The following is a 26604-nucleotide window of genomic DNA, read 5'->3' as shown; positions in this document are numbered from 1 at the left end:
GGGGCGGTCTGTGTTATGGGGGATACGGGGAACTCAGCGCAGCTGCGGCGTGCCGCCGTCTGCCACCGGTGCGAAGTCCCACACCTCCTCCGACCAGCCGAGACGGCCGGTGTAGAAGGCGGGGTCACGGCTCTCCTCCTCGGAGATGGCGTGGATCTGTTCGGTGTTCGTATCGGTGACGCTGGTCTGGCTGTCCGAGCTGTCCAGCTCATAGAGGTTCCGGGCCGCGCCCAGGATGGGGAATCCGCTGAGGCGGAAGGCATTGGGGCCGGTGGACAGACTGACCGAATCGTAGATCATGGCGCTACCCACGTTGGGACCGCCGATCAGGCCGCCGTTGCCCTGAGGCTTGGCGCCGGAGATCAGCGCCCGCACATAGCAGTTTTGCAGCGTGCTGTTGCTGGTGAGCCAGCCGGTGATGCCGCCGGCCCGGGAACCCAGGTTGTTGTTCAGGGTGCCCGAGACCGAGCCGGTCACCAGGCAGTCGGTGAGGGTGGTGCCGTCCATCTGGCCTGCCAGACCGCCCACCGTATTGTTGGCGGCGACGGTGATGTCGGCCAGGGTGATGCGGGTCAGGGTGCCCGAGCGGATCAGCCCCGCCACCATGCCCACCTGGTTGGAATTGTTGGTGAGGGAGCTGCCGGTGATGCGGACGTTATCCAGCCGGCTGGCGATGAGGGTATTGCAGAACAGTCCCTTGTACCCGTTGCCGGTGAGGGCCGCGTCAGCCAGGGTGAGGTTTTTCACCTCGGCGCCGTCCACCGTTTCAAAGAGCGGCGCGGTCAGGCCGCGGATGGTGTGCCCGTCGCCGTCCAGCTTGCCGCTGAAGGTACCGTTCACCACCGCACCGCTGAGGGCGATGCCGCTGAAATCCAGGTCTTCGGTGAGACGGTAGTCCATCTTGCGGGCGGTATCCGACCCGGCGATGGCCAGCAGTTCTTCCGGTGTGGAGAGGGTCTTCTGGCCGATGGTAGTGCCCACCTCGCCCCATTCGTAGTAACCGCCGGATTTCTGTTTGACCAGCGGCAGGTTGAGGTCGGCATTTTCGATTTTGACATTCTCCAGGACGGTGTTCTTGGCGCTGAGGGCCAGGTAAGCCGCCGCGTCGCCGCTGTAGGCGGGCGACTGGATGGTCAGGTTGAGGATCTGGCCGTAGACCATCTCCTTGAAGAGGGTGTGGGACACCCCCGTCAGGCTGTGGCCGTTGCCGTCCAGCGTGCCGATGAACCGGGCCGCGATGTATGCGCCCTGGTCCGCGGACAGATCGGTGAAGTCGATGTCGTTTTCCAGCAGGTAGTAGCCCATGGGATTGTCCGCCACCGCCTGGACCAGCTGTTCCGCCGTGGTGATGCGGGTGGGCTCCACGCCGTAGATGCCGCCGGTAACAAAGTCCCCGGTGGCCCGCTTGACGATGCCGTACAGCGTGCGCTGCAGCGCGATGCTGCTGGCGCGCTTGTCGTTGTCCTGGCGGAAGGCCTCCATAAAGGCCTGGATCACCGCTTCCGGCTCAAAGTAGGGGATGCTGTCCAGATTGGCAGCCACATAATCGTACCGTCCCAGCTTGTAGTCCCGCCAGGTGAGGTCGGGATTGCCGGTGATGGTGCGCAGTGCCTCCAGATCTGTCTTGCTCCGGGCGGAAATGTAGGTCACATAGCCGTCCTCATAGCCGCCGATGCCCAGCATCTCCTGGCCCAGCCGCTTGAAGGAGTGGCTGTCGGTGACGCCCGTGTCGCAGTGGGGCTGATACCAGTTGATCTCGTAGAAGCTCTCGTAGCCGTAGGAGCCGCCGCCGGATGCCCGGTTGCCCGGGGTCTTGACGGCGATCCGGTTGTCCCACAGGTCCGCCATGGACTCCAGGTGCATATCGCGGAGCTGGTCGGCGGTCAGACGGGTATAGATGGAGCGGAAGGAGTTGCCCTGGGGCTCCTCGGTGGCCTGCACGGCCACCCGGGCCTGCTCCTCCGGTGTCAGCCGCAGGAAGGCCTGCCCTGCCAGGTAGTCGATGACATAGGAGGTATCGAACATCTTGGCGTAGTAGTCCTTGACCCGGTCGGCAGTCTCGATGCGGGTATAACTGAGATTGTTGGTCACATCGCTGGCCGGATCGCAGATGCGGGAGATGTTGAACACCATGCTGCCGTCCTCGATCTGCTGGGCGATGTTGCCGTCGGCGTGGGCCTCGGCACCGGTACCGCTGCGGCGGCCGTAGCCGGCGTAGAAGTAGCGGCCGTCCTGGTTGTGGGCGGTCTCATGGGTCAGGGCATAGAAGGTGAAGTCGGTGCCGATGGCCGGATAGGCCACACAGTAGACGTCGGTACCGTTGGCGTAGGCACCCACGCCGCCCATGTCGGAATAGGCACCGACGGCCTCGTACACCCACTTGATGACGGGATCCTGGGTCACCCCCTGGACCTGTTCGCCCTGGTTCGTCACGGAGTTGGCCGGGAAGTTGAACCGGGTGTCATACTGGATGTTCACGAAACCGTTGAGAATGGCCGGTGCGTTGGTGATCCAGTTGGCCGAGATGCCGTAGAAATGGCCGTAGCGCTGGGCGTAGCTCTCGATATTGGCACGCATGCGGTCCCGCTCGCCGCCGTCCTTGTCGACGTAGGTGCCGTAGCGGTTCATGCTGCCGATGATCAGCTGAGAGGGTACCGACAGCAGATACATATCCTGCTGGGGAGCCGTCATAATGGGCAGAACGATCTGCCGGCGGCTGCCCAGCGTCTGGAAGGCGTGCCAGATGCGGTACTCGATGCCCTCCCGCTGGCTGATGGCCGGCTGTTCCACCAGGATGCCGTCAAACTCCGCAGCGAACCAGTCGCTGGGGTCGTCGTAGCCGGCGCCCTTGGCCAGACGGGCCAGGAAGTCCAGCAGTTCCCGGTTGGTGTAGGGCTGCAGGACCTGGGTGTAGAAGTCGTAGGTCTTGTTGGTGCCCCGCAGCGCCGAAGTGGTGTTCAGCAGGCTGTCGGTGAGCGTTTTGGCCGAAAGGTCCGGTGCTACCAGGTCCCCCGCAAAGAAGAGCAGGTCGCTGAGTTTCACACCGGCAAAATGGATGCTGTACCATTTGTCGTAGTAGTTGTAGGCGTAGAGCGTCCGGGTCAGCAGGTCGGGGGCCTGCAGCCGCTGCTGCACCAGCCGCTGCACCGCCGGGCTGGCGGTGTAGGCCGGGAATTCCTGCTGGGACAGCACCAGGCTGCGCAGCACCGAATCCAGCCGGGGATGTACGGTGTCATTGTAGTAGTCGCGGTAGAGACGGCCCTCCGTCTCGGTGGTCAGGGCGGCGATGTCGCCGTCGTAGTCCAGGGCGGAGGTGGTCTGGACCAGGGTGTCCAGACCCAGGCCCGACAGATCCTTCAGGTAGCCGCGGAACTGGTACTTCAGGCCGGTGTCACCCAGGCGGTAGACCGCCAGCAGGTCGTCCTGCGTCTTGTGGAAGGTGACCGGCAGTTCCTCGGCGCCGCCGTCGGTGTAGACCAGCCGGATGCGCTGCACCGCGTCGGGGGCCGACAGTTCCAGGCCGGTGACCAGGCTGCCGTCCCCGTCCAGGGGCAGGATGTAGTCGATGGGGCGGGTCAGCAGGGTGCTGTCCGACGCCAGGGCGTTGCCGTAGGCCACCCAGTCCGCCGTGTCCGCAAAGGGCATCAAGCGGGACAGGTTGGCGTAGGCGATCTCCCGGTCAGCGCGGTAGTCCGGCTGGGCCCGCAGCCGCTGATAGCTGGGGATGCCGTTGGCATTGGCTTCGATCTCGGCATCTGCCTCGTTCTTGGGCAGCGGGTCGCCCGCCAGGCTGGGCAGACGGGTCCCGCCCGCCAGATCCAGATACCACACGCCGTCCTGCAGGCCCAGAGTGTCCTCATAGAAGGCACGGGTGAGCTCCGACACCTCCTTGACCTTGTCGGCGTTGCCGTCGGTGCGGTTGGTAGTGCTGTTGGAGGCGGCGTACTCGTAGACTTCCTCGGCCGACGACAGGGTGACGGTGAAGCCGGCGATGCGGTAGGCCGTACCGCCGCCCAGGCTGACGCAATGGCTGATCTTGCTGCCGTTGGCGCTGCTGGGACCTCCGATAATGCCGCCGTTGCCGGTCTTGCTGGGGGCGGCGATGGTAACGTTGGTGAGGCAGCGCTCGATGATGGTGCCGCTGTGCCAGCCGGTGATGCCGCCCACCCGGGCGCCCAGATTGTTGTGGACGCGGGTGCCCTGCAGCTTGCCGGTGACGTAGCAGTCCTGGATGCGGCTGCCGGCATAGGTCTGGCCCACCATGCCGCCGATGGTGTTGTCGGCCTGGAGGGTCAGGTTGATGGCGGCACTCTGCCGGATGGTGGCGTTGGTCAGGCTGCCGGTGAAGCCGCCCACCATGTTGCCCGCGGCATTGCGCAGCGAGCAGTCCACCAGAAAGACTTTTTCCACCGTGGCGCCGCCGTCGATGGAACCGGCCAGGATGCCCTTGGCATCGGTGGTGACGGCCGCATCCTCCAGCACCAGATCGGTGACGGTGGCCTTGCTCAGCTTCTGGAAGAGGCCGGCAGGCAGGTTGTAGATGGTATGACCGTTGCCGTTGAGGGTACCGGTGAAGGTGCCCGGCACGGCGTAGCTGCCCGTGATGCCCGCGGCATCCAGGTCGCAGTCCAGCGTGAAGGTGCCGTCCAGGTCGGAGGCCATCTGCCGGAAGAGTTCCGCCGCGCTCTCGATGAGGGCGTGGTCGGTGTCTCCCTGGCGGTAGGCCACCGGGAAGGCGTAGGTGTTGCTTCGGGTGCCGTCGGCCCGCCAGGCCACCAGGTTGTCCCGGTCCAGCACGGCGTAGAGCCGGTGGGCTTCCTCGTCCAGACGGAATTCCCGGATGCCGGCGTAGAAGTCCGGCAGATCCTTCATCCCGATGACGGCATAGTAGTTTTCGGTGTCGGCGGGCAGGCCGTCGGTGATGTCCAGCCGGTCCACCTTCTCCACGCCCTCCGCCGTGGCACGGTAGAGTGTCTGGCTCTCCACGTCCTTGAGCTCGATGGCGTCCCGGGAAGCAGCCACCTCCCTGGTGAAAATTTCTTCGTCGGTGTGGTGGTTAGCATCGCCGCCCAGCGCGCCGGAATCCCGGTCGTAGCTGGCCCGCACCGTCACGGTGTAGTGTTCGCCGGTGCCCAGGGGCACGGTCTTTTCGTTGGGGCCGCTCTCCGCCGCCTCGTCCAGCAGCGTGCGGCCGGTCTCGTCGGCAATGGTCACCCGGGCGCTTTCCAGCGCGCCGTCGGCGTCCTGCAGGGTGAACTGCACCCGCAGGGTATCCTGTTCGGTCTTTTCGTGGGTGAAATCCGTCACCGACGGGGCATCCCGCAGCACTTCATAGGCCAGCGTGCGGCCGCCGTCGATGGGAACCTGTTTGCCGTTGTTCATCCGCAGGGAATCGGCGGTGAAGGACGCCGGTCCCGCCTGGCCGCCGGCGGTCAGCTGCAGGGTGTAGCTGCCCTCCTCGCCGGGGGTCAGGGGATACTCGGTCTCGCCGCTCACCAGGGTCTGGGGCACAAACTGCGTCTTGTTCTGCGAAGTGAACCGGACGGTGAAGGGCGCATTCTTTTCCACATAGGCAGTCCCGGCGCCGTCGGCATCCACCGCCGTCAGGGCGGACACTTCCAGTTCGTAGTCCCGGATCATCTGGATGGGGCAGGACAGCACCGTTTCCTCGGCGGTCTGGGTGCCGTCGGTGCTGCGGGCGGCGGTGAGGGTCACCGTGAAGGTGTAGGGTTTGCCTTCGGTCACCGGCAGGACCAGCGTCTGCTCGCCGGAAGCGGTGATCTCCTGGCGGGCAGCCTGCTGGCCGTCCTCGCCGGCGATAAGCACCGCCGCGCCGCCGGTGAGGGCCCCGTCGGGGTCCCGGATCACAAAGGAGAGATGGACCTGGCTCTTTTCAAAGTCGTCCCAGGACTCGTAGCTTCCCAGGGAAGGCAGGTCCCGCAGGACCTCCACCGTCTGCCGGTCCGCCACCTGCACCACGGTGCCGTCGGTGAGGACGGCCTGGCTCAGCGCCAGGGTCTGCGGGCCCGCCTGGCTGCCCAGGGGCAGGCTGACTTGCCACAGACCGTCCTCCCGTTCCTGCACCGGCAGGTCCAGGTTGTTGACGGTGAGGGTCTCCACCCCGTGGGGGCGGTTGGTGGCCAGGCGGCAGGTCAGGACCGCCCAGGCGTTCTTTTCATAATAGGTTTGGTCCGCCGCAAAGTCGGCGATCACCACCCGGGGTACCGCCTCGAAGGTCCGGCTGCCCAGCAGGCAGTCGGTTTCCGGGGCGCTGCCGTTGATGGAGAGGTCCCAGTCGGCCACCACCTCCACTGTGTAGTTTCCGGTGAGTGTCCCGTCCAGCTCCACCGCGCCGTCGAAGGCGTTGCCGGTGAAGGAGACTTCTTTCAGCACACCGCCGTCGGCGTCCTTGATGACCAGCTTCCGGTTGGCCAGCGCGTTGTCGGGATCGTTCAGCGTGAAGGAGACCCGGATGCGTTTGCCCGCTTCCTCTTCCTGGAAGGTCACCTCCCCCACGGTGGGCAGTTCCTTCTGGATCTCCACCGCGGCGGTCTGGCCGTCCAGGGCAAAGGCCTTGCCGTTTTCCAGCACCAGCCGCTGGGCGGTGATGGTCCGGGCGCCGCTCTCGGCAAAGCCGGGCAGCGTCACCCGGTACAGGCCGTCCTCGCCGGCCGCCTCCACGGGATAGTCGGCGCCGTCCACCGTGAGGGTGGCGGGGACAAAGTCCGTGCGGTTGGTGCTGCGGAACTGCAGCGTGATGGCCTGATGCTTGCCGAAACGGTCCTGGGCCCCCCCGTCATGCAGGGTGGCCAGCTCCCCGAAGGCAAAACCGTAATCCATCTGGAACCGGACGTCTTTCTGCAGGCCGGTGCTGCCGGTGTAGTCGGTGCCGCTTTCCGGCATCTCGCCGGTGGTGCGGTCGTAGGGCAGGCAGATGGTGAGCCGGCAGTCGGTATCCTCCGGGACGTTAAGCACCACGGTGTTCTCCCCCGCCTGCAGCGTCTCGGTCTGGATCACCTCCACCCCGGCGTCCCCCTCCCGGGTCAGCTCCAGCGTGGCTCCGGTGCGGGCGCCGTCGGGGTCCTGGATGGTGAAGGTGGCCTGCATCTGGGCCGAGGCCACCAGGTCCTCGATGGTGTACTGTTCCACCCGGGGAATGTCCTTGAGCACCTCGATGTTCTCGGTGAAATCCACCGCCACCTCCTGCCCGCCGGCCAGCGTCACCGCCGTGAACCGGCAGGGCAGCACGCCGGCCGCCGCGCCGCTGTCCAGCGTCAGGGTATAGAGGTTGCCGCTGCGCTCCACCGGGTAGCTCCGGCCGTTGACGACAACGTCGGTGATGGCGGCGTCATAGGTCACCTGGGCCTGGAAGGTGAGCTGCGCAGGCTGATTCTTTTCAAAAAAGCGGTTTTCCGCCGCCGAGGTCAGCGTCACCTCGTACCGCACGGTCTTTTCCACCGCACGGATGAGCAGCGCCAGGTCGGTGGCGGTCAGCTGTCCGTCGGAGTCCATATCCGCGGCCAGCCGCTGGGGGGTGTCCATGGAATCCAGCCCCACCAGGTGGCGGGCAAAAATCGCCACGTCGGCGTAGTCCACCTGGCTGTCGTCGTTGAGATCGCCCTTTTTCTGCAGGCCGTAGACGATGCCGCCGCAGACCACGGCGATGAGCCCCACCGCCAGCAGCGCGGCCAGGATCCGGCCCGCCTTTCTGCCCAGCCAGCCCTTGCGGGTGGCCAGCAGCACCAGCAGCAGGATCAGCAGCACGATGCCCCCGGCGATGAGGAAGCCGGTGCGGTCCCGCGGGGGCACCTCGTCGATGCCCAGAGCGGGAGCGCTCTCCTGGGTGGCGGGCGCCGCGGTGGCTGCCGGGGCCGCCGTGGGCGTGGCGATGGGCGCCGGCGTGGGGGTGGGTTCCGCCGCTTCATCCGGCATGGCAGTGGCCCCCGGCCGTTTGGTGGCCTGGGGCGCGGTGCCGCCGGCGGCGGTGCCGGCCGTGGGGACCGGGGTGACCGCGGGCAGCGCCGTGGGGGCCGGCGTTCCGGCAGACGGGGCCTGCCCGGCGTTTTCCGCCGCGGCGTCCCCGTTCCCGGCAGCGGGCGGGTTGCCCCCGCCGGAGGAGACCTGGTCCGAGATGACCTGCACCGGCACTTGTGCTGCGTCGGGCTGCAGGTCGCCCTGCCCCTCGGAGGCCTGGACCTCCGAGAAGGCGATGGCGGTCTCGGCCGGGGAAAGGCTGGCGTTGGCCTTGAGCTTGAAGCGGAACACCTCGCCGCCGTCCCTGTCCCCGGCCCGGCTGATGACCAGCAGACGGCCGGTGTCGGGATTATAGTAGACGTCGTCCCAGTCCGCAGCCGCCGCAATGTCGGCGGCGGTCAGCGGCTGGAAGACCGCCTGATTATAGGTAAGGGTGCCCATCAGGACGTTGATGCCGTCCTGGATGTCCCGGGCGCCGTCCAGCGAGAAGGTGACGTCCACCGTCTCCCCTTTGCGCACCCAGCCCTGGCTGACCTGCAGCACGCCGCGGTCCAGTTCCGCCGCCCCCGCGGTGGTCCAGCCGCCGCACAGGGTCAGCGCCAGGAACACCGCTCCCAGCAGCCTCCGCATTCGTTTCATACAAACCTCCTCTTCGCACCCCGGGTCCCATACCCGGCGCAAAAAAACACCCGGCCCCCCTGGGGTCCGGGCTTGCCTGTGTCCGGGTACCGCGGCCTGCTCCCCGCCGGGAGAAGGTCTGCGGGGCTCGCCGCCGATCGCTGTCGGTTTCAAGTTCCTCTTCACCCGGACAGGGAAAATGCCCGCGGCCCCACAGACCGGGTCCTCCTGTTTTCCACCGGCGGCACCGGGCAAGGCCGGCACCGCCGCATCCTTGGATTTTTTTCGTAGTTGCGTGCAAGCAAAGTACTAGGGTTTGCCCGCACGCCAGACTGGTCAAAGTATACAATACCGTCGGACAGGTGTCAAGCCGCTGGAACTTTTTTGTTATAAAATCATAGTTTTTTGAGATTTTCTCTTAAAAATAAGAAAAAACGCAAGAAAATCTTTACACTTTGCCCATCCGCCGCCCAACACAAAAAAAAACCGGCCATCCATTCCGGATGGCCGGTTTTGTGTTCCGATCAGTTCTGCACCGGGCAGGGTACAGCGATCAGGATTCCCACTTCCAGTCCAGGATCTCGGGCAGGTCCTGGCCCACTTCGTGGATGTAGTTCTTGTGCTCCACCAGCTTGTCGTTCATCTGCTGGACCAGGTAGGCGCCGCGGTTGCCCAGCTGGGGCAGATGCAGCACCGCGTCCTTGACCAGATGGAAACGGTCGATCTCGTTCTGCACGCGCATGTCGAAGGGCGTGGTGATGGTGCCCTCCTCCTGGTAACCGTGGACGCTCAGGTTGCGGTTGGTACGGTTGTAGGTCAGTTCGTGGATGAGGGTCGGATAGCCGTGGAAGGCGAAGATGATGGGCTTGTCCTTGGTGAACAGCGCATCATAGTCGGCATCGGTAAGGCCGTGGGGATGCTTGGTGGCAGGCTCCAGCTTCATCAGGTCCACCACGTTGACCACACGGATCTTCAGCTCCGGCAGGGCCTTGCGCAGGATGCTGACGGCAGCCAGCGTCTCCAGCGTGGGGGTGTCGCCGCAGCAGGCCATGACCACGTCGGGTTCCTGGCCGGCATCGTTGGAGGCCCACTCCCAGATGCCCACGCCCTGGGTGCAGTGCTTGACGGCCTGCTCCATGGTCAGCCACTGGGGCCGGGGATGCTTGGAGGTGACCAGCACGTTCACATAGTCACGGCTACGGATGCAGTGGTCGAAGCAGGACAGCAGGCAGTTGGCATCCGGCGGCAGGTACAGGCGGACGACGTCGGCCTTCTTGTTGGCGATGTGGTCCAGGAAGCCGGGATCCTGATGGGTGAAGCCGTTGTGGTCCTGCTGCCAGACGTTGGAGGAGAGGATCAGGTTCAGCGAAGCGATGCTCTGGCGCCAGGGCAGCTGGTTGCAGACCTTGAGCCACTTGGCATGCTGGGCCACCATGGAGTCCACCACGCGGATGAAGCTCTCGTAGGAGGCGAAGAAGCCGTGACGGCCGGTGAGCAGGTAGCCTTCCAGCCAGCCCTCGCACATATGCTCGGACAGCATGGAGTCCATGATGCGGCCGTCGCTGGCCAGGAACTCGTCGCCGGGGACCACGGTGGAGTTCCAGTCGCGGTTGGTGGCTTCGAAGCACTTGTACAGACGGTTGGACATCGTCTCGTCCGGTCCGAAGATGCGGAAGTTCTTGGCATCGGCATTCAGGCGGAACAGGTCGCGGATGTAGCCGCCCAGCTCGATCATATCCTGCTTTTCCACGCTGCCGGGGGCGGGCAGGTCGATGGCGTAATCCTTGAAGTCCGGGGTGCGCAGGTCACGCAGCAGTTTGCCGCCGTTGGCGTGGGGGTTGGCCGCAATGCGGCGGTCCCCGGTGGGCGCCAGTTCCTGCAGCTCGGGGATCAGGGTGCCGTTCTCGTCAAACAGCTCCTCGGGATGGTAGCTGCGCAGCCATTCCTCGATCTGCTTGAGGTGCTCTTCCTGGTTGGGGGTGCCCACCGTGATGTCGATGGGCACCTGATGGGCGCGGAAGGTGCCCTCGATGGGCTTGCCGTCCACCACCTTGGGGCCGGTCCAGCCCTTGGGGGTGCGCAGCACGATCATCGGCCACTGGATGTGGCCCATCTCCTCGCCAGCGCGGGCGCGGCGCTGGATGTCGTGGATCTCCTCGATGACGGTGTCCAGGGTCTCGGCCATCTTGGCGTGCATCGTCATGGGGTCGTCGCCCTCCACGAAGTAGGGCTTCCAGGAGCAGCCCAGGAAGAAGTGCTCGATCTCTTCGTGGGTCATGCGGCCGAACACCGTGGGGTTGGAGATCTTGTAGCCGTTCAGGTGCAGGATGGGCAGCACAGCGCCGTCGCCCTTGGGGTTCAGGAACTTGTTGGACTGCCAGCTGGTGGCCAGGGGGCCGGTCTCGGCCTCGCCGTCACCCACCGTGACCGCGGCGATCAGGTCGGGGTTGTCAAAGACGGCGCCGAAGGCATGGGCGATGGAATAGCCCAGCTCGCCGCCTTCGTTGATGGAACCGGGGGTCTCGGGCGCCACATGGCTGGAGATGCCGCCCGGGAAGCTGAACTGCTTGAACAGACGGCGCATACCCTCTTCATCACGGCTGATGTTGGGGTAGACCTCGCTGTAGGTGCCGTCCAGGTAGGCGTTGGCGACAAAGAAGTTGCCGCCGTGGCCCGGGCCGGAGATCAGGATGAGATCCTGGTCATACTTTTTAATGATGCGGTTCAGGTGCACATAGACGAAGTTCTGACCGGGTACGGTGCCCCAGTGGCCGACGATCTTCTTCTTGACGTCGTCGCGGGTGAGCGGACGGCGCAGAAGAGGATTGTCCAGCAGGTAGAGCTGTCCCGCTGCCAGGTAGTTGGCAGCACGCCAGTAGGCGTCGATCTTTTTCAGGTCGGTGCTGTTCATGATCATCTGTCCTTTCTCAATAAATTCGGTCCTTGGTTGATACCGGGCCTTGTTTTCCTCTTCCATGATACTGCGCGCGATGCACGGCGTCAAGCCATCCGTCATAAAGTTTTTGCCTGGTTGCCGGTTCCATCGCGGGACGATAGTAGGTATAGGCCGGTCGGCCGAATTCTCCGCAGGGGCAGACCCCCGCCGCCTGGGCGGCCGCCCGGGCCGCCCCCAGGGCGGAAAGCTCCTGCACCGCCGGTACCGCCAGGGGCAGATCCGCCAGATCGCTCTGGCGCTGCATGAGGTAGCGGTTGGCCGTGGGGCCGCCGTCCACCCGCAGTTCGGTGAGGGGCAGACCGGCGTCAGCCTGCATCCGGCGCAGCAGGTCGGTGATCTGGTAGGCGATGCTGTCCAGGCAGGCCCGGACGATCTCGGCCCGGCCGGTGGTGCGGGTGACTCCCGTCAGCAGGCCGGTGGCCTCGCTGTCCCAGTAGGGGGCGCCCAGGCCGGTGAAGGCCGGCACGAAGTAGGTGCGGTCGCCGGGCTTGGCCTGGCGGGCCAGCTGCTCGCTCTCGGCGTCGGTCTCCAGCAGGCCCACGTCCTTTTTCAGCCAGCTGATGACGGCGCCGGTATAGTTGAGGTTGCCTTCCAGCACATAGGCCACCTTGCCGGAAAGTCCCCAGGCCAGGCTGGTGACCAGCCCGCCGGGGCTGCGGGTGCAGGCGTCGCCGGTCTGCATCATGACGCTGGAGCCGGTGCCGTAGGTGGCCTTGACGCTGCCCGGGGCAAAGCAGCCCTGGCCCAGCAGGGCGGCGTGGCTGTCCCCCAGCACGCCGCAGACCGGCACCGGACGGTCCAGCAGACCGCCCAGGTCGGTGGTGCCGAACACCGAGTCCGACATGCAGACTTCGGCCAGGGCGGCGCGGGGCACGCCGTAGAGGGCACAGAGTTCCTCATCCCAGCAGAGGGTGTGGATATTGAAAAGACCGGTGCGGCTGGCGTTGGAATAGTCGGTGCGCAGGACCTGCTCTTTCGTCAGGTTCCAGAGCAGCCAGCTGTCCACCGTGCCGCAGCAGAGGGTCCCGGCGTCCGCCGCGGCGCGCACCGCCGGCACGAAGCGCAGCATCCACGCCAGTTTGGGGGCGCTGAAATAGGGCGAAAGGGGCAGGCCGGTCTTGTCCTGCACCATGGCGGCGGCGCCGGACAGTTCCTCGCAGAGGTCCTTTGCCCGGCCGCACTGCCAGACAATGGCGTTGTACAGCGGTTTGCCGGTGATCTTGTCCCAGGCAAGGACCGTCTCCCGCTGGTTGGAAAGCCCCACCGCCGCCAGACCGTCCCGGTCCACGCCGGCCTTTTCCAGGGCGTCCCGGGCCACGGCCAGGGTGTTGCGCAGGATCTCCTCGGGGTCATGTTCCACCCAGCCGTTGGCATCGATCTTCTGGGCGTGGGGACGGTCTGCCCGGGCCAGCAGCGCGCCGTCGGGGCCGAAGACGACCCCCTTGGTGCCCTGGGTGCTCTGGTCGATGGCCAGGATACAGCCTTTCATCGGATCAGCTCCCGGGCGGCCGCCGCGATGCCTGCGGCATCCAGGCCGTAGTAGACAAAGACTTCCTTGCTGGTGCCGGTGATGACCGGAGCGTCGGGCAGGCTGAGGTTCTTCACCTTGCGCGGGCAGTTGGCCGACACCACCTGGGCCACCATGCTGCCCAGGCCGCCGTAGGGGGCGTGCTCCTCCACGGTCAGCACGGCCCTGGCGTTCCGGGCGGCGCGGATCACCGCGTCGGCGTCCAGGGGTTTGACGCAGTACATATCCAGCACGGTGGCGGAGATGCCCTCCGCCCGCAGGGCTTCGGCGGCGTCCAGCGCCGGGCGGACCATCTCGCCGCAGGCGATGATGGCTACATCCTCCCCTTCACAGAGCCAGGTGGCCTTGTCCATGGTGAAGGGGCAGTTTTCCGCAGTGTAGATGTCCTCCACCGGGTTGCGGCCCACCCGCAGATAGGCGGGCTTTTCGTCCTGGAGCAGGGTATCGATGAGTTTGGCCGTCTGGAAACGGTCGCTGGGCAGATAGACCCGCATGTTGGGCAGGGCGGCCATGGCGGCGATGTCCTGGGCGCTGTGATGGCTCATGCCCAGTGCGCCGTAGCTGATGCCCCCCGAGATACCGATGAGGGTCACGTTGGTGTTGGAGTAGGCGCAGTCCACCTTGGCCTGTTCATAGCTGCGGGTGGAGACGAAGCAGGCGGGCGAGGCCGCAAAGGCCTTTTTGCCGCAGTGGGCCAGGCCCGCCGCGATGGACACCAGGTCCTGTTCGGCGATGCCCACCTCCACGAACTGTTCGGGGTAGGTATCGGCAAAACGGCTCAGCGAAGCGGACCCGCGGGAATCGCTGCAGAGCACGACGATGTTCTTGTCCTGGGCAGCCCGGGCCAGCAGCGTGTCGCAGATGGCCTGGCGGTTGGGAATGGTGTTAGACATGACGGGCGGCCTCCTCTCGTTTGGCAAAATCCGCGAGGATCTGCTCATATTCCTCGGCGGTGGGCAGGTGATGATGCCAGCCGGCCTTGTTCTCCATCAGCGGGGAACCGTAGCCCTTGGTGGTGTTGGTAATGATGACGGTGGGCTGGCCCTTGTGATGCTTGGCAGCGGTGTAGGCGGCATCCATGGCTTCGATGCTGTTGCCGTCCACGCTGATGACGTTCCAGCCGAAGGCAGCCCAGCGCTGTTCCTGGCTGTCCTGCTTCATGACGTCCTCGGTGTTGCCGGAGATCTGCAGCCGGTTGCGGTCCACCACGGCGCAGAGGTTGTCCAGCCCGTAGTTGGCCGCCGCCATGGCGCCCTCCCAGACGGAGCCTTCGGCCAGTTCGCCGTCCCCCATGATGGTGTAGACGCGGTAGCTGCGGCCATCCATCCGGCCCGCCAGGGCCATACCCACACAGACCGGCAGGCCGTGGCCCAGGGAGCCGGAGTTCATCTCGATGCCGCAGAGCTTGTTGTTGGGATGGCCGATGTAGGGCGAGCCGAACTTGGAGAACCGGGCCTTGATGTCCTCCAGGTCCAGGAAGCCGCAGTCCGCCAGCACGGCGTAGTAGCTCTCCATGGAATGGCCCTTGCTCAGCACGAAGCGGTCCCGGTCGGGATCGTCCACCGTGGCCGGGGTGATGCGCAGATGATTCTTGTAGAGCACCAGCAGCGCGTTGAGCACGCTCATATCGCCGCCGATGTGTCCCCCGCCGCCGGCCATGATGATGTCCACCACGTCACGGCGGAGTTTCCAGCTCAGCACTTCCAGTTCCTGTGTGGTCATACCGATTCTCCTCTCCAGTAGGCTTTGATCTTCTCCTCGATGGGGTCATACAGGTCGGGCTGCACGCCGATGTACTTGCAGGCCTCGTACAACACCGGCACCACATCCTTGTGGATGCCGACGCAGTGATGAATGTAGGGGCCTTCCACCAGCTTGGCTTCCAGCCGCTTGATGTTGTCCACCTTGACCCAGAGGTAGGTGCCCATCCCCTTGGGACCGTCCACGCCCTCGGCGTTGCCCAGCAGCAGGCTGTACTGGCCGTTGTCGCCGTCAAAGCGGGCCAGCGTCACCTCGCCGTGTTTGGCCTCGGCGGTCAGCGAACCCGGGCAGTCGAAGGCCAGCGGGTAGGTGATGCGGGGACGGCAGCCTGCCACCGACAGCGGCCAGGGACCGCAGTGCTGCAGCAGCTCGCCGTTGGGTTCGTCGGGATGGCGGATGGTCCAGTCCGCAAAAAAGCTGCGGGTGTCGTCGTTGGCCGCCGCCTCCACCAGCAGCGCCGTGATGGCACCGTGGATGTCGGTCTCGCAGACGATGGGAATGCCCTCGTCGTTGAGCAGGGCGTTGGCCGCACAGGGCATGATGCCCAGCTCGCCCTGCAGGGCGTTCCAGCACTGGATGGCCCCCGCCTGGCAGTGGTATTTGGCGATGAGGTGCCGCATGGCCACCGCCAGCCCCGCGATGTTGCGCAGCTGGTCGTCGGTGACCTCCACCTCCATCTTCTCCCGGCAGTAGGCCATGGTCTTTTCCACCTCGGTGCCGTCGGCGATCGCCTTTTTCACCTCCGCCGTCAGCTCGGGCAGCGGCACCGGCGCCAGTTCCACACCGAACCGCTCCAGCAGCTCGCCCTCGTTGCACATGGTGGACCAGAAATCAAAGGGCCGGGGACCGATCTGCAGGATGCGCATCTTCTTAAAGGTGCGCACCACGTTGCAGACCGCCAGGAAATCCCGCACGCCCTGGGCAAAGACCGGGTCGCTGAGGCGGCAGTTGGTCAGGTAGGTAAAGGGCACGCCGAACCGCCGCAGCACCTTGCCGGTGGCAAACAGACCGCACTGGGTGTCCCGCAGACGGGTGCCGTCCGGCTCGGGGCGCTCGTCCAGCGGGCCCCACAGCAGTACCGGCACCCCCAGGTCCTTGGCCAGCCGGGCGCAAAGATACTCGGTGCCGAAGTTGCAGTGGGCCAGCAGCAGACCATCCACGCCGGCGGCGCGGAATTTTTCCAGCATCTTCAGGCGGTCCTCCTCGCAGTAGAGCAGGCCCTCCTCGTTGATGTCGGTGATGTCCACAAAGTCCACCCCCAGCTCCTGCAGGCGCTGGGCCGTGAGGTTGCGGTACTTGACGGCGTCGGGCGCCGAGAAGATGCTGCGCCGGGTGGGCGCATAGGCCAGTTTGATCGGTTTCATCTGTATTTCCTCCAACAATTATCGGCGCTGCTTGCCCATCCACTCCCACAGAGTGACCGGCACGCCGTCGCACAGGACCCGGCTGCCGTCCAGATCGGTACGGCAGGCATCATCCAGCATCAGGATCCACACCCCATGCCGGAAATAGCTGCGCGGGCGTCCGTCAGCTTCCCGGTACCGACCGGTGGGATCTACCACTTCATCCCAGTAGGTCATATGCAGGTTTTCCATACCACGGTCCTTGAGGCGGCGGTACAGCGGCAGCGACGTCTGGGTTGGATCCACCAGTTCATCACCCTTCGCATGGGTTAGCCAGAGCGGAGTCTGCTGTACGGCATCCAGAACGCTGTCGGTAAGGTTTTCCTCAAAAAAAGCCTCACATCCGGGAGCGGCCGCAGCGAAAAATCCCGGGTAATCCGCCAGCATGCGAATCGTCATGAATCCGCCGTTGGAAACGCCCGCCACCCAGATACGGTCGCGGTCAATGCTGTCGGCATGCTGCTCCACAAAGGCGTCAATGCAGGCCTTGAGCGGTTTCACGTAGATGCTTTGGTTGACGTGGCTCAGCTGTTCCCGTCCATCGTCCATCCAGACAGTGGGACACTGCGGCACCAGGATCCAGGCCGCACCGCCCAGTTTGGTTTGCACTTCCGGGCTGGACAGTGCCGTGACACGGTTGCCGGTATAGGCCACCAGCGGATCGTCGCCGCCTTCCCCCGCGCCATGCAGCCAGACAAGCAGCGGAAGCTTCTCGCCACCATTTGCCTGTGCCGGTGTATAGGCCCCGTACCGCAGTGTATTTTCCCCGTTGGTCCAGCCTTCCAGCGCCGGGCAAAGATCTTCTGTGCAGGTGTCAAACACAAGACCGCTCAGCGCTACGCCGCCTTCCTCCCGGGGCGGCAAATCCCGGATCTGAGTGACACGGTAGGCATTGCGGATATACCGGCTTGCGAGCACACTGCCTTCGATGCGTTTGTTCAGCCGCTCCTCCTCCAGTTCCAGAGCTGCAAAGCACCCGCTAAGCAGCCGTCTGCCCTCTGCATCGCAGGGATAGGCCACGCGCACCGTCACAGTGCCCAGGGAAGGCAGCGCCTTGTCGGCACCGCGCTCCTTGCGCATCAGAATCGTGCCGTCCTTTTCATAACGGGTGACGTGCACATGGAACCCTGCGGGGCTCAGATCGTTGGCTCCGGCTTCCCGGCCCAGGTCCAGAATCAGTTTTTCGATGTATGGGCCCGTATCGGTCATACGGGTCACTGTTTTATAGTTGGCCATAAGCAAGAATCTCCTGTCTGATGCCAAACGCCGGGCGCAGCGGCCCGGCGTCGGTAAAGTTTGCAGATGTACAAGGATGCCGGCAGATTTATTCTTCAATCAGTTTGTCGCTGAAGGTAAGGTATGCACTGACGGCACTGCCCACCAGACCGACTATCACGCCGATCAGGATGCCCACACCGCCGGGCAGCAGCGATACAAAAGCGGGCATCGTGTAGATGCTGATGGTGCCCAGATTGATGATGCAGTCTGCACCGGAAGCCGCGATGATAGCACCGCCGACGCCGGTAAACAGGCTGGCGCACACAAAGGGCCGCTTATACTTGAGGTTGACGCCGTAGATCGCAGGTTCCGAGATGGTGCCGAGGATACCGGAGCTGAAAGCGGAGAATCCGATCTCCTTCAGGTCTTTGTTTTTGGTGCGCAGCGCAACACCCAGGGCAGCTCCGGCATGGGCGAAGGTGCAGGGGAAGGTAACGGGCAGCATCAGCATATGGCCGGTGGTCATCAGGTTGTTGACCTCGATCATGACCAGCGGCATATGCATGCCGAGCATGATCATCAGCGACCACAACGCACCCACCAGGAAACCGGTAACCGGCGGTGCCACCGTGATCAGGAAGGAAACTCCGCTGGCGATGGCAGAACCGATGGCGTCGGTCACGGGGCCGATCACGATCAGGGCGATGGGAACGGTGATCAACATATCCAGGACCGGTACGAAGATATTGGCAATGACCTTGGGCATGAATTTGCGCAGACTCTTATCCACAAAGGCCAGCAGAAGGCAGGCCACCAGGACCGGGAGCACCGTCTGCGGATAGCTGATCAGGTCCACCGGGATGCCGAAGAAGTCCACCGCCGCACCACTGGATTGCAGTTCGGTGATTTGCGGGTAGAGGAACACCGCACCCACGAACATGCCCAGGAACTGATTGGCGCCGAATTTCTTGGCGGCGCTGGCACCCAGCAGAATGGGCAGGAAGTAGAAGAAAGCGTCACCCAACGCGTAGAGGATCGTATAAGTCGTGCTTTCCGTGCTGACCAGCCCGAACGTGGAAACCATGGCGCACAGGGCCTTGAGAAGACCGCCCGCCATCATGGCCGGCAGCAGCGGCATGAAAGCGCCGGAAACGGTATCCACCACAACGTTCAGGGCGCTTTTCTTTTCCTTGGGAAGATCGTCTTTTTCTACAACGTCCACCGCACCGTCCAGCTGAATTCCGGGAATGCGGCCCACTGCCTGGTAGGCGTCATCCACGTCGCTGCCGATGACCACCTGGTACTGACCGCCGGCCTGAACCACCGCTACGACGCCCTTAATCTTTTTGACATCCGCGGTCTGGGCCTTGCTTTCGTCCCGCAGCTTGAACCGGAGTCGGGTCACACAGTGGGTCACCGACTGGATGTTTTCTGCACCGCCGATTTTTTCGACGACAGAACGTGCCAACGCATCATAATCCTTTGCCATTATGTTTTCCTCCTTCACAAACTTCCCGCCGGCCGTGGCGCCGGCCTGGATTTGTTGTACTCAGTATATCGGGCGTTCAACTGAATGGCAATGAATTATTCAGAAATTTTACTGAATAATCAACTGAACATATTGAATTTTCAATTCATTTTCAGTACAATACGCTTAAAAGAATCACATTTCCGGAGGAGATGTCAAAATGTCTGTTACTGCAAAAGAAATTGCCCGTCGCCTTCATCTTTCACCGGCTGCGGTCTCGATGGCACTCAATGACCGCCCCGGCATCAGCAATGCCACCCGCAAGCTGGTCTACCAGACCGCCGAACAGATGGGCTACGATTTTTCCCGCCTGAGTTCAAAAGCGGAAGAACATGGTACCATCTATTTCATCTGTTTCCAGGCGTCCTCCGCAATTTTGCAGTATTCTCCCATCTTTGACGACATTCTGCGGGGCGCCATGCAGGAGTGCCAGAGTCAGGGATATCGCATGAAAGTGCTGCAATTTTATGCCCAGCAGATGGATCTGAAACAGCAGATCACCGATCTGCGGATATCGGACTGCCGGGGCATCATCCTGCTGGGCACTGAAATCGAGCCGGAAATCGCCCAGCTGTTCTTTTCCCTCTCGGTGCCAGTGGTCGTGGTGGATTCCAACCTAGAGCCGCTGGACTGCACCTGCGTACTGATCAACAATATTCAGGGCGCCTATCTGGCAACGGATTACCTCATCAACCGCCGGATGACCCAGCCCGGCTACCTGAAATCCTTTGTACCTCTGCGTAATTTTGACGAACGCTGGCAGGGTTTCCAGAATGCCCTGCGCAGCAACGGAATGCATCCGGCCAAAAGCATCGTCCATGAACTGACCCCGACCATCGAAGGCGCTGAAGCAGACATGATGGAGATTCTGGCCCGTAAAGATCCGCTGGCCAGCTGCTACTTTGCTGAGAATGACCTGATTGCCATTGGTGTCATGCGCGCTTTGCGGCGCTGCGGCTACCGGATTCCGGAGGATATAGCTCTGGTGGGTTTTGACAATATTTCTGAGAGCGCCCTGGTGGAGCCCCCTTTGACCACCATCAGCATTCCACGGGTTTACATGGGCCGGGTGGCTGCCCGGCAGCTGCTCTATCTGCTGGATGACCCGGTGCCCCACAGTCTGCGCATCGAAGTTTCCACCGAACTGGTCAAACGTGCTTCCGTTTGACCCGGATTACGATAAGGAGGATTATATCATGAGTATTTTTCCCGAAGGGTTCCTGTGGGGCGGCGCTACCGCCGCCAACCAGTGCGAGGGCGCCTGGCAGGCGGACGGCAAGGGACTGTCCACCGTGGACGTCATCCCCTACGGCCCCGACCGGATGCCGGTAGCCCGGGGCAAGCTGCGGATGCTGGCCCCCGACGACGTCCACAGCTATCCCGCCCACGAGGCCATCGACATGTACCACCGCTACAAGGAGGATATCGCCCTGTTTGCCGAGATGGGCTTCAAATGCTACCGGCTTTCCATCGCCTGGACCCGCATCCTGCCCCACGGCGACGACGACACCCCCAACGAGGCGGGCCTGGCCTTCTACGAGCAGGTCATCGACGAATGCCTGCGCCACGGCATCCAGCCGCTGGTGACCATCTGCCACTTCGACACCCCCATCGACCTGATCAAGAAGTACGGCGGCTGGAAGGACCGGCGGATGATCGACGCCTACCTGAAATTCTGCACGGCCATCTTCACCCGGTTTGCGGGCAAGGTCAAATACTGGCTGACCTTCAACGAGATCAACATGCTGCTGCACATGCCCTTCATGGGGGCGGGCATCCTGTTTGAAGAGGGCGAGAACGAAACGGAAGTCAAGTACCGCGCCGCCCATTACGAGATCGTGGCCAGCGCCAAGGCCGTGCAGCTGGCCCACAAGCTGATGCCGGACTGCATGGTGGGCTGCATGCTGGCCGCCGGGCAGTATTATCCCTTCACCTGCGCGCCGGAGGACGTCTACGCCGCCATGGAAGCGGACCGGGACAACTACTTCTTCATCGACGCCCAGGCCCGGGGCAGCTACCCCGTATGGGCCTGGAAGCGGATGGAGCGCGCCGGCATCCGGCTGGACTGCACCGAGGAGGACCTGGCCGAGATGCGCCGGGGCACGGTGGATTTCATCAGTTTCAGCTACTATTCCTCCCGCTGCACCTCCGCCGACCCCGCCACGGTGGAAAAATACAAAAAGCCGGGCAATGCGGCCATCATGTCGCTGAAGAATCCCCATCTGCAGGCCAGCGAGTGGGGCTGGCAGATCGACCCCATCGGCCTGCGCGTCACGATGAACACCCTCTACGACCGCTACCAGAAGCCGCTCTTCATCGTGGAGAACGGTCTGGGCGCTGTGGACAAGGTGGAACCGGACGGTTCCATCCACGACCCCTACCGGGTGGACTATCTGCGGGCCCACATCCGGGAGATGGGCAAGGCCATCGCCGAGGACGGCCTGCCGGTGTTGGGCTACACCATGTGGGGGCCCATCGACATCGTGTCGGCTTCCTCCGGCGAGATGAAGAAGCGCTACGGCTTCATCTACGTGGACAAGGACAACGACGGCAACGGTACGCTGGAACGCCGCCGCAAGGACAGTTTCTACTGGTACAAGAAGGTCATCGCCACCAACGGCGCCGACCTGGACTGAGGAGGCAACCATGCACGGACCGATCACCGTCCATTCCGACCACCGCACGCTGCTGCGGGACGGCACGCCCTTTTTCTGGCTGGCCGACACCTGCTGGAGTGCCTTCACCAACATCACCGACGAGGAGTGGGACCACTATCTGGACCGCCGGGCGGAGCAGGGCTTCACGGTGCTGCAGCTCAACACGCTGACCCAGTGGGACCGCTGCGGCGCCCCCCGCACCCGCCATCCCTTCGCCACGGAGGACGGCATCCGCTACGACTTCACCCGGCCGGATCCCGCCTACTTTGCCCACGCTCAGGCCATGTGCCGGCGGGCCGTGGACAAGGGCTTCACCCTGGCACTGGTGGTCATGTGGTGCAACTATGTGCCCGACACCTGGGCCTCCCACATCTTCCCCGACAACGTCCTGCCGGAAGAACTGGTGGAGCCGGTGGTGCGCACCGTCTGCGAGACCTTCCGGGAGTTCAACCCGGTGTGGATCGTCAGCGGCGACACCGACTTCAAGAGTGAGGCCGCCCGCACCCGTTACCGGCAGGTCACCGAGCTGGTGGAGCAGTACGGCCCCGGCCTGCCCAAGGCCTACCACATCTGCGGGCGCAGCGCCGACCTGCCCGACTGGTTTGCCGACCACGCCGACTTCTACCTTTACCAGTCCGGCCACAACCGCGCCGGGCAGGACTGCACCTTCACCCTGGCCGAACAGTTTGCCGCCCGGACGCCCCGGCGCCCGGTGATCAATTCCGAGCCCTGCTACGAGCAGATGGGCTTCAGCCACAAGGAGTACGGCCGGTTCCGCCGTTCCGACACCCGCCGGGCCCTCTGGCAGAGCCTGCTGGCCGGGGCGTCGGCGGGCATCACCTACGGCGCCCACGGCGTCTGGAACTGGCAGCGGGACAACGCCCCCGCCCAGCAGCTGATCCGCCATCCCGGCGAGGAACCGGTACATTTCGGCGAGGGCTTCCTGCGGGCTCTTTCCTGGGACAAGGCCCTGACCTTCCCCGGGGCGGCGGACTACGCTTTTGCCCGCCGCTTCTGGCTGGAACGCGCCCCCGCCCTGCCGGAGCCCTGCCAGGAGATCCTGGCCGCCTACACGCCCCAGGTGCGCGCCGCCCGGTGGGGACAGGAGATCGTCATCTACCTGCCGGTGAACGCGCCGCTGCCGCTGCAGGGCGACTGGTCGGGGTACACCGCCGAAGCGCTGGACCTTTCCGGCGCCGGGACCCGGGCACCGGTGTCCCTGGACGTGCAGGCGGACGGCACCACCCGGCTGGGGATGCATCCCTTCTATGAAGACGCGCTGCTGATTCTCCGCGCCAACCCCCGCGCATGACAATAGCCCGGCACCTCCTGCAGAGGTGCCGGGCTATTCTTGTCTTTGTTACGCGCAGCGGCGGATTACCACGGCGTCAGTTCCAGATAGAGGTCCTTGTACTGACGGGCGGAGTTCTGCCAGGAAACATCCTTGGCCATATCCCGCTGGACCACCTCGTCCCAGTGATACCGGTTGACGAAGTACTCGGTCTTGGCGCGGTTGACGGCGTCCAGCAGCAGACCCGCATCGTAGCGGTCAAAGGTGAAGCCGTTGCCGTCGCCGGTGAAGATGTTGTAGGGTTCCACGGTGTCCTTCAGGCCGCCGGTCTCCCGCACGATGGGCAGGGTGCCGTAGTGCATGGCGTTGAGCTGGGTCAGGCCGCAGGGCTCAAACCGGGAGGGCACCAGCAGGGCGTCGGCGCCCGCATAGATGCGGTGGGCGCGGGACTCGTCATACTGGATGCAGGCGCTGAACATGCCGCGGTAGGCGTCCTCGTAGTAGCGGAAGGTGTCCTCGTACTGCTTGTCGCCGGTGCCCAGCACGATGACCTGGGTGTTGCCGTCCATGAGTTCGGGGACGATGGCGTTCACCAGGTCCAGGCCCTTCTGGTTGGTCAGGCGGGAGATCAGGCCGATGACAAACTTGCCCTGGTCCTGCACCAGACCCAGTTCCTGCTGCAGCGCCAGCTTGTTCTGCCACTTGTGGTCCAGCACGTTGGTGATGTCGTAGTTGACGGCCAGGGCCGGGTCGGTGGCGGGGTTCCACATGCCGTAGTCGATGCCGTTGACGATGCCCCGCAGCTTGTAGCTGTGGTAGCGCAGATGGTCTTCCAGCTTTTCGCCGTACTCGGGGGTCTGGATTTCCCAGGCGTAGGTGCCGCTCACCGTGGTGATGCGGTCGGCGTAGGCCAGGCCGCCCTTGAGCATGTTGGCGTCCTCGTAGCCCTGCTTCAGCGCGCCCATGTTGAACACTTCGTCGGGCAGGCCAGTCCAGTATTTCAGCGTGGGGATGTTGTAGATGCCCTGGAACCGCAGGTTGTGGATGGTCAGCACCGTCTTGGCGTGGCCCACCGGCGTGCCCTGGAACATGGTGCGCAGATACACCGGCACCAGTGCCGCCTGCCAGTCATGGCAGTGGATGATATCGGGGATCCAGTTCAGGTAGTTCAGCGCCGCCAGCGCCGCCTTGCTGAAGTAGCAGTACTTGGGAATGTCGTCCACCAGGCTGATGTAGGGATTGCCCGAGGAGAAGAACTCCTGGTTGTCGATGAAGTCGTAGACCACACCGTCCCAGACATACTCCATGATGCCCACGTAATAGCTGCGGCCCGTCAGGCCCAGATCCATGTAAAATTCGCCGCGGTAGACCATCTTGTCCTGGTACTGCTGCGGGATGCAGGCGTACCGGGGCAGAATCACCCGGACGTCACAGTTCTGCTTCACCAGCTCACGGGGCAGGGCGTACATCACGTCGCCCAGGCCGCCGGTCTTCACAAAGGGATGGCATTCCGATCCGATGAACGCAATGCTTCTGCGGGGGGTATCGTAATACTGTTCCATGGTGGGTTCCTCCTCCGGCCGGGCCGGTTCTTCCACAGGCGCCGGGGCCTCCTCCACGGGGGTCGGGGCGGGTTTCTTCACCGCGGGCTTGCTCTTTTTCGCGGCGGGCTTGGCCGCCTTCTTTGCCGCGGGCTTCTCCGCTTTCTTTGCTGCGGGTTTGGCCGCCGGAGCGGTGCGCTCCGCGGCGGGCGTTTCTGCCTTGGCCGCCGGTTTGGGCGCCGCTTTGGCAGTGGGCTCCGCCTGGACAGCCGCCGGGGCTGCCTTGACCGGTTCGGGCGTTTTCGCCGCCGGCTTGGCCGCCTTGTCCGGGGCTTCCGCCTGGGCGGCAGCGGGCTTCGCGGCCGGGGTGGCCGCCTGCTCCTTCTTCGCCGCGGGTGCCGTCCTGGCCGGCTGCTTCTTGGTGGATGCGGGTTGTTTCCGTGCCATAGGTTCTCTTCCTTTCGATTGCTCGTTCACTGGCACCGCGCCGCGCGCCCCTGCAGGGCCCGCGCCCGCCGTGTCCGGCCCCGGGACGGGTCCACCATCCCATGAGCCTATACAGAAATCCTAACATATTTCCGTTGAAATTTCAATCGAAACCGCAGGCTTCCCCCGCATTTCGGCTTTTTATCCCCGCGCCTTTACTCCGCTTCCCGCAGCAGCTCCTCCGGCGGCAGGCCGTAGAGCCGGGCCAGCGCCATGAGGTTGGTGGTGCTGGGGTCGGACTTTCCGCTCTCCCACTTGGAGACCGCCTGCCGGCTGACCCCCAGGGATTCCGCCACGAACTCCTGGGTCATCCTGCAGTCGGTGCGGTGCTGCCGCAGCACCTCCCCCAGCGTTCTGGCCTGCCGGGCCTTCTCCTGCCGGACCGGCGCCGTGGCCAGGTATTTGCGCAGCGCCCGGATCAGCAGATACACCAGATACCCCAGCACCGCCGTGATCCCCACCAGCGCTGCCAGGTTGAAAATGCCCCACAAGGTTGCTATGAACATTCTGTACGCCTCCTTTTCTGCCTCCAGTATACCGGAAAAGGGCCGGTTGCGCTACCAACTATGGCGCAACTTCGGGACATCTGTGCAATTTTGCTTGACAGAATCCATCTGCCTGCTTATAATAAGCATTGTTATTGATTGAATGCTTACTATTGGTATGCAGACAGCAGCTTCGGGTGTGGCCGGGCCGGGGAAAGGGTCCGGCGGCGCGCCCGCTTTTCACCACATTGCGGATTTCTGCCGAAAGGAAGCCTGTGAAAACAGGCTTCCTTTCTCTTGCGCAAAGGCCGCCGATGAGCATACGGCTGTACCGGCCGTTTTCCCCACCGGCGGTCTTTCCCTCTGCCTTGCTGCAGCGGGAGGAAGGGACGGCAGAGGGATCCCACCGGCTGCCGGAAGTGCGCATACCCCACGGGAAAGGAAAGGCAAGAATGAAAGAAAAAAGCATCAAAATGGCAAAGTGTGTCCTCGTCTACTGCATGGGCCTCTTCATCATGGCCCTGGGGGTGTCCTTCTCCGGCACCGCCGACCTGGGCATGTCCCCGGTGAACTCCATCCCCTACGTCCTCAGCGAGATCTTCGCCTCCCTGTCCATGGGCACCTGGATCATCATCATTTTCTCGGCATACATCCTGATCCAGTTCGTCATCCTGGGCCGCGATTTCCAGCCCTGGCGCATCCTGCAGCTGATCTGCACCACCCTGTTCGGCTACTTCACCGACTTCACCAACTTCCTGGCCGGCCTCTTCCTGCCGGACCCGGCCCGGATGACCTTCGCCCCCGCCGTGGTCTACGGCGTGCGGCTGCTCTACCTGGCCATCAGCATGGTGCTCATCGCCCTGGGCATCCTCTTCTACCTGGCACCCAACCTGATCTCTCTGCCCGGCGAGGGCATCATGCAGGTCATCGCCCACAAGCTGGACAAGCCCCTGCCCGTCATCAAGATGTGCTTTGACTGCACGGTCTCCCTCATCGCCCTGGCCATCTCCCTGGCCTACTTCCGCCAGTTCCACGGCATCCGGGAGGGCACCGTCATCGCCGCCTTCGGCGTGGGCAAGATCCTGGGTCTGTACGATCCCCTCAAGCCCGCCCTGCACCGCTTCATGCACGGTCTGGAAGTGGAATAACCCCACACAA

Annotated in this window: 14 protein-coding genes; 4 read left to right on the top strand and 10 right to left on the bottom strand. The window is 64.0% G+C overall.

What is annotated here, in order from left to right; translation table 11 throughout:
• Nucleotides 1–33: 33 nt before the first annotated feature.
• From NQ490_RS09480 to NQ490_RS09445, 8 genes are all read right to left on the bottom strand, one after another.
• Nucleotides 34–8613: a ZmpA/ZmpB/ZmpC family metallo-endopeptidase-related protein gene (locus tag NQ490_RS09480; protein WP_259951184.1), complete on the bottom strand. Its 8580-nt coding sequence runs from the start codon at nucleotides 8611–8613 to the stop codon at nucleotides 34–36.
• A 532-nt stretch (nucleotides 8614–9145) separates the two neighbouring features.
• Nucleotides 9146–11509 (bottom strand): phosphoketolase family protein, encoded by a 2364-nt coding sequence (locus NQ490_RS09475; RefSeq protein WP_040917362.1) that lies wholly within the window; start codon nucleotides 11507–11509, stop codon nucleotides 9146–9148.
• 10 nt (nucleotides 11510–11519) lie between these two features.
• Nucleotides 11520–13037 carry an FGGY family carbohydrate kinase gene (locus tag NQ490_RS09470; protein WP_007045511.1) on the bottom strand — a complete coding sequence of 506 codons (1518 nt, stop codon included), beginning with the start codon at nucleotides 13035–13037 and terminating at the stop codon, nucleotides 11520–11522.
• Nucleotides 13034–13969 (bottom strand): transketolase family protein, encoded by a 936-nt coding sequence (locus NQ490_RS09465; RefSeq protein ID WP_007045510.1) that lies wholly within the window; start codon nucleotides 13967–13969, stop codon nucleotides 13034–13036. Before NQ490_RS09465 ends, NQ490_RS09470 begins: the two co-directional genes overlap by 4 nt.
• Complete coding sequence (locus NQ490_RS09460) at nucleotides 13962–14798, bottom strand: transketolase (RefSeq protein WP_007045509.1); 837 nt, start codon at nucleotides 14796–14798, stop codon at nucleotides 13962–13964. The genes NQ490_RS09465 and NQ490_RS09460 overlap by 8 nt, the downstream gene beginning before the upstream one ends.
• Nucleotides 14795–16201 (bottom strand): L-fucose/L-arabinose isomerase family protein, encoded by a 1407-nt coding sequence (locus NQ490_RS09455; protein ID WP_040917361.1) that lies wholly within the window; start codon nucleotides 16199–16201, stop codon nucleotides 14795–14797. The genes NQ490_RS09460 and NQ490_RS09455 overlap by 4 nt, the downstream gene beginning before the upstream one ends.
• An 18-nt stretch (nucleotides 16202–16219) precedes the next feature.
• On the bottom strand, nucleotides 16220–17476 hold the full coding sequence (locus tag NQ490_RS09450) for a prolyl oligopeptidase family serine peptidase (protein ID WP_007045507.1): 1257 nt from the start codon (nucleotides 17474–17476) through the stop codon (nucleotides 16220–16222).
• Between the two features lie 88 nt (nucleotides 17477–17564).
• A complete protein-coding gene (locus NQ490_RS09445) occupies nucleotides 17565–18947 on the bottom strand; it encodes a PTS transporter subunit EIIC (protein WP_040917360.1) in 1383 nt (460 codons plus the stop codon).
• A gap of 199 nt (nucleotides 18948–19146) precedes the next feature.
• Here NQ490_RS09445 and NQ490_RS09440 point away from each other — a divergent pair, with 199 nt between their 5' ends.
• Genes NQ490_RS09440 through NQ490_RS09430 form a run of 3 tightly spaced genes read left to right on the top strand, consistent with a single transcriptional unit; the run spans nucleotide 19147 to nucleotide 22955 of the window.
• Nucleotides 19147–20154, top strand: a complete 1008-nt coding sequence (locus NQ490_RS09440; RefSeq protein ID WP_040917359.1) for a LacI family DNA-binding transcriptional regulator — start codon at nucleotides 19147–19149, stop codon at nucleotides 20152–20154.
• Between the two features lie 28 nt (nucleotides 20155–20182).
• A complete protein-coding gene (locus tag NQ490_RS09435) occupies nucleotides 20183–21622 on the top strand; it encodes a 6-phospho-beta-glucosidase (RefSeq protein ID WP_040917358.1) in 1440 nt (479 codons plus the stop codon).
• Nucleotides 21623–21632: 10 nt separating this feature from the next.
• Nucleotides 21633–22955 carry an apiosidase-like domain-containing protein gene (locus NQ490_RS09430; RefSeq protein ID WP_007045502.1) on the top strand — a complete coding sequence of 441 codons (1323 nt, stop codon included), beginning with the start codon at nucleotides 21633–21635 and terminating at the stop codon, nucleotides 22953–22955.
• A gap of 65 nt (nucleotides 22956–23020) precedes the next feature.
• On the opposite strand, the gene NQ490_RS09425 is transcribed toward NQ490_RS09430, so the two are convergent.
• Both NQ490_RS09425 and NQ490_RS09420 read right to left on the bottom strand, forming a co-directional pair.
• Nucleotides 23021–24922, bottom strand: coding sequence for a glycogen synthase (locus tag NQ490_RS09425; protein ID WP_259951179.1), 1902 nt, complete (start codon nucleotides 24920–24922; stop codon nucleotides 23021–23023).
• 194 nt (nucleotides 24923–25116) lie between these two features.
• Nucleotides 25117–25467 carry a helix-turn-helix domain-containing protein gene (locus NQ490_RS09420; RefSeq protein WP_007045499.1) on the bottom strand — a complete coding sequence of 117 codons (351 nt, stop codon included), beginning with the start codon at nucleotides 25465–25467 and terminating at the stop codon, nucleotides 25117–25119.
• Between the two features lie 431 nt (nucleotides 25468–25898).
• Here NQ490_RS09420 and NQ490_RS09415 point away from each other — a divergent pair, with 431 nt between their 5' ends.
• Nucleotides 25899–26594: a YczE/YyaS/YitT family protein gene (locus NQ490_RS09415; protein ID WP_050764654.1), complete on the top strand. Its 696-nt coding sequence runs from the start codon at nucleotides 25899–25901 to the stop codon at nucleotides 26592–26594.
• Nucleotides 26595–26604: the final 10 nt, after the last annotated feature.

This window comes from Subdoligranulum variabile, assembly GCF_025152575.1.
GTDB classification, from domain to species: domain Bacteria; phylum Bacillota; class Clostridia; order Oscillospirales; family Ruminococcaceae; genus Gemmiger; species Gemmiger variabilis.
The sequence above is the reverse complement of the archived record's forward strand: the minus strand, read 5'-3'. Positions and strand labels throughout refer to the sequence as shown.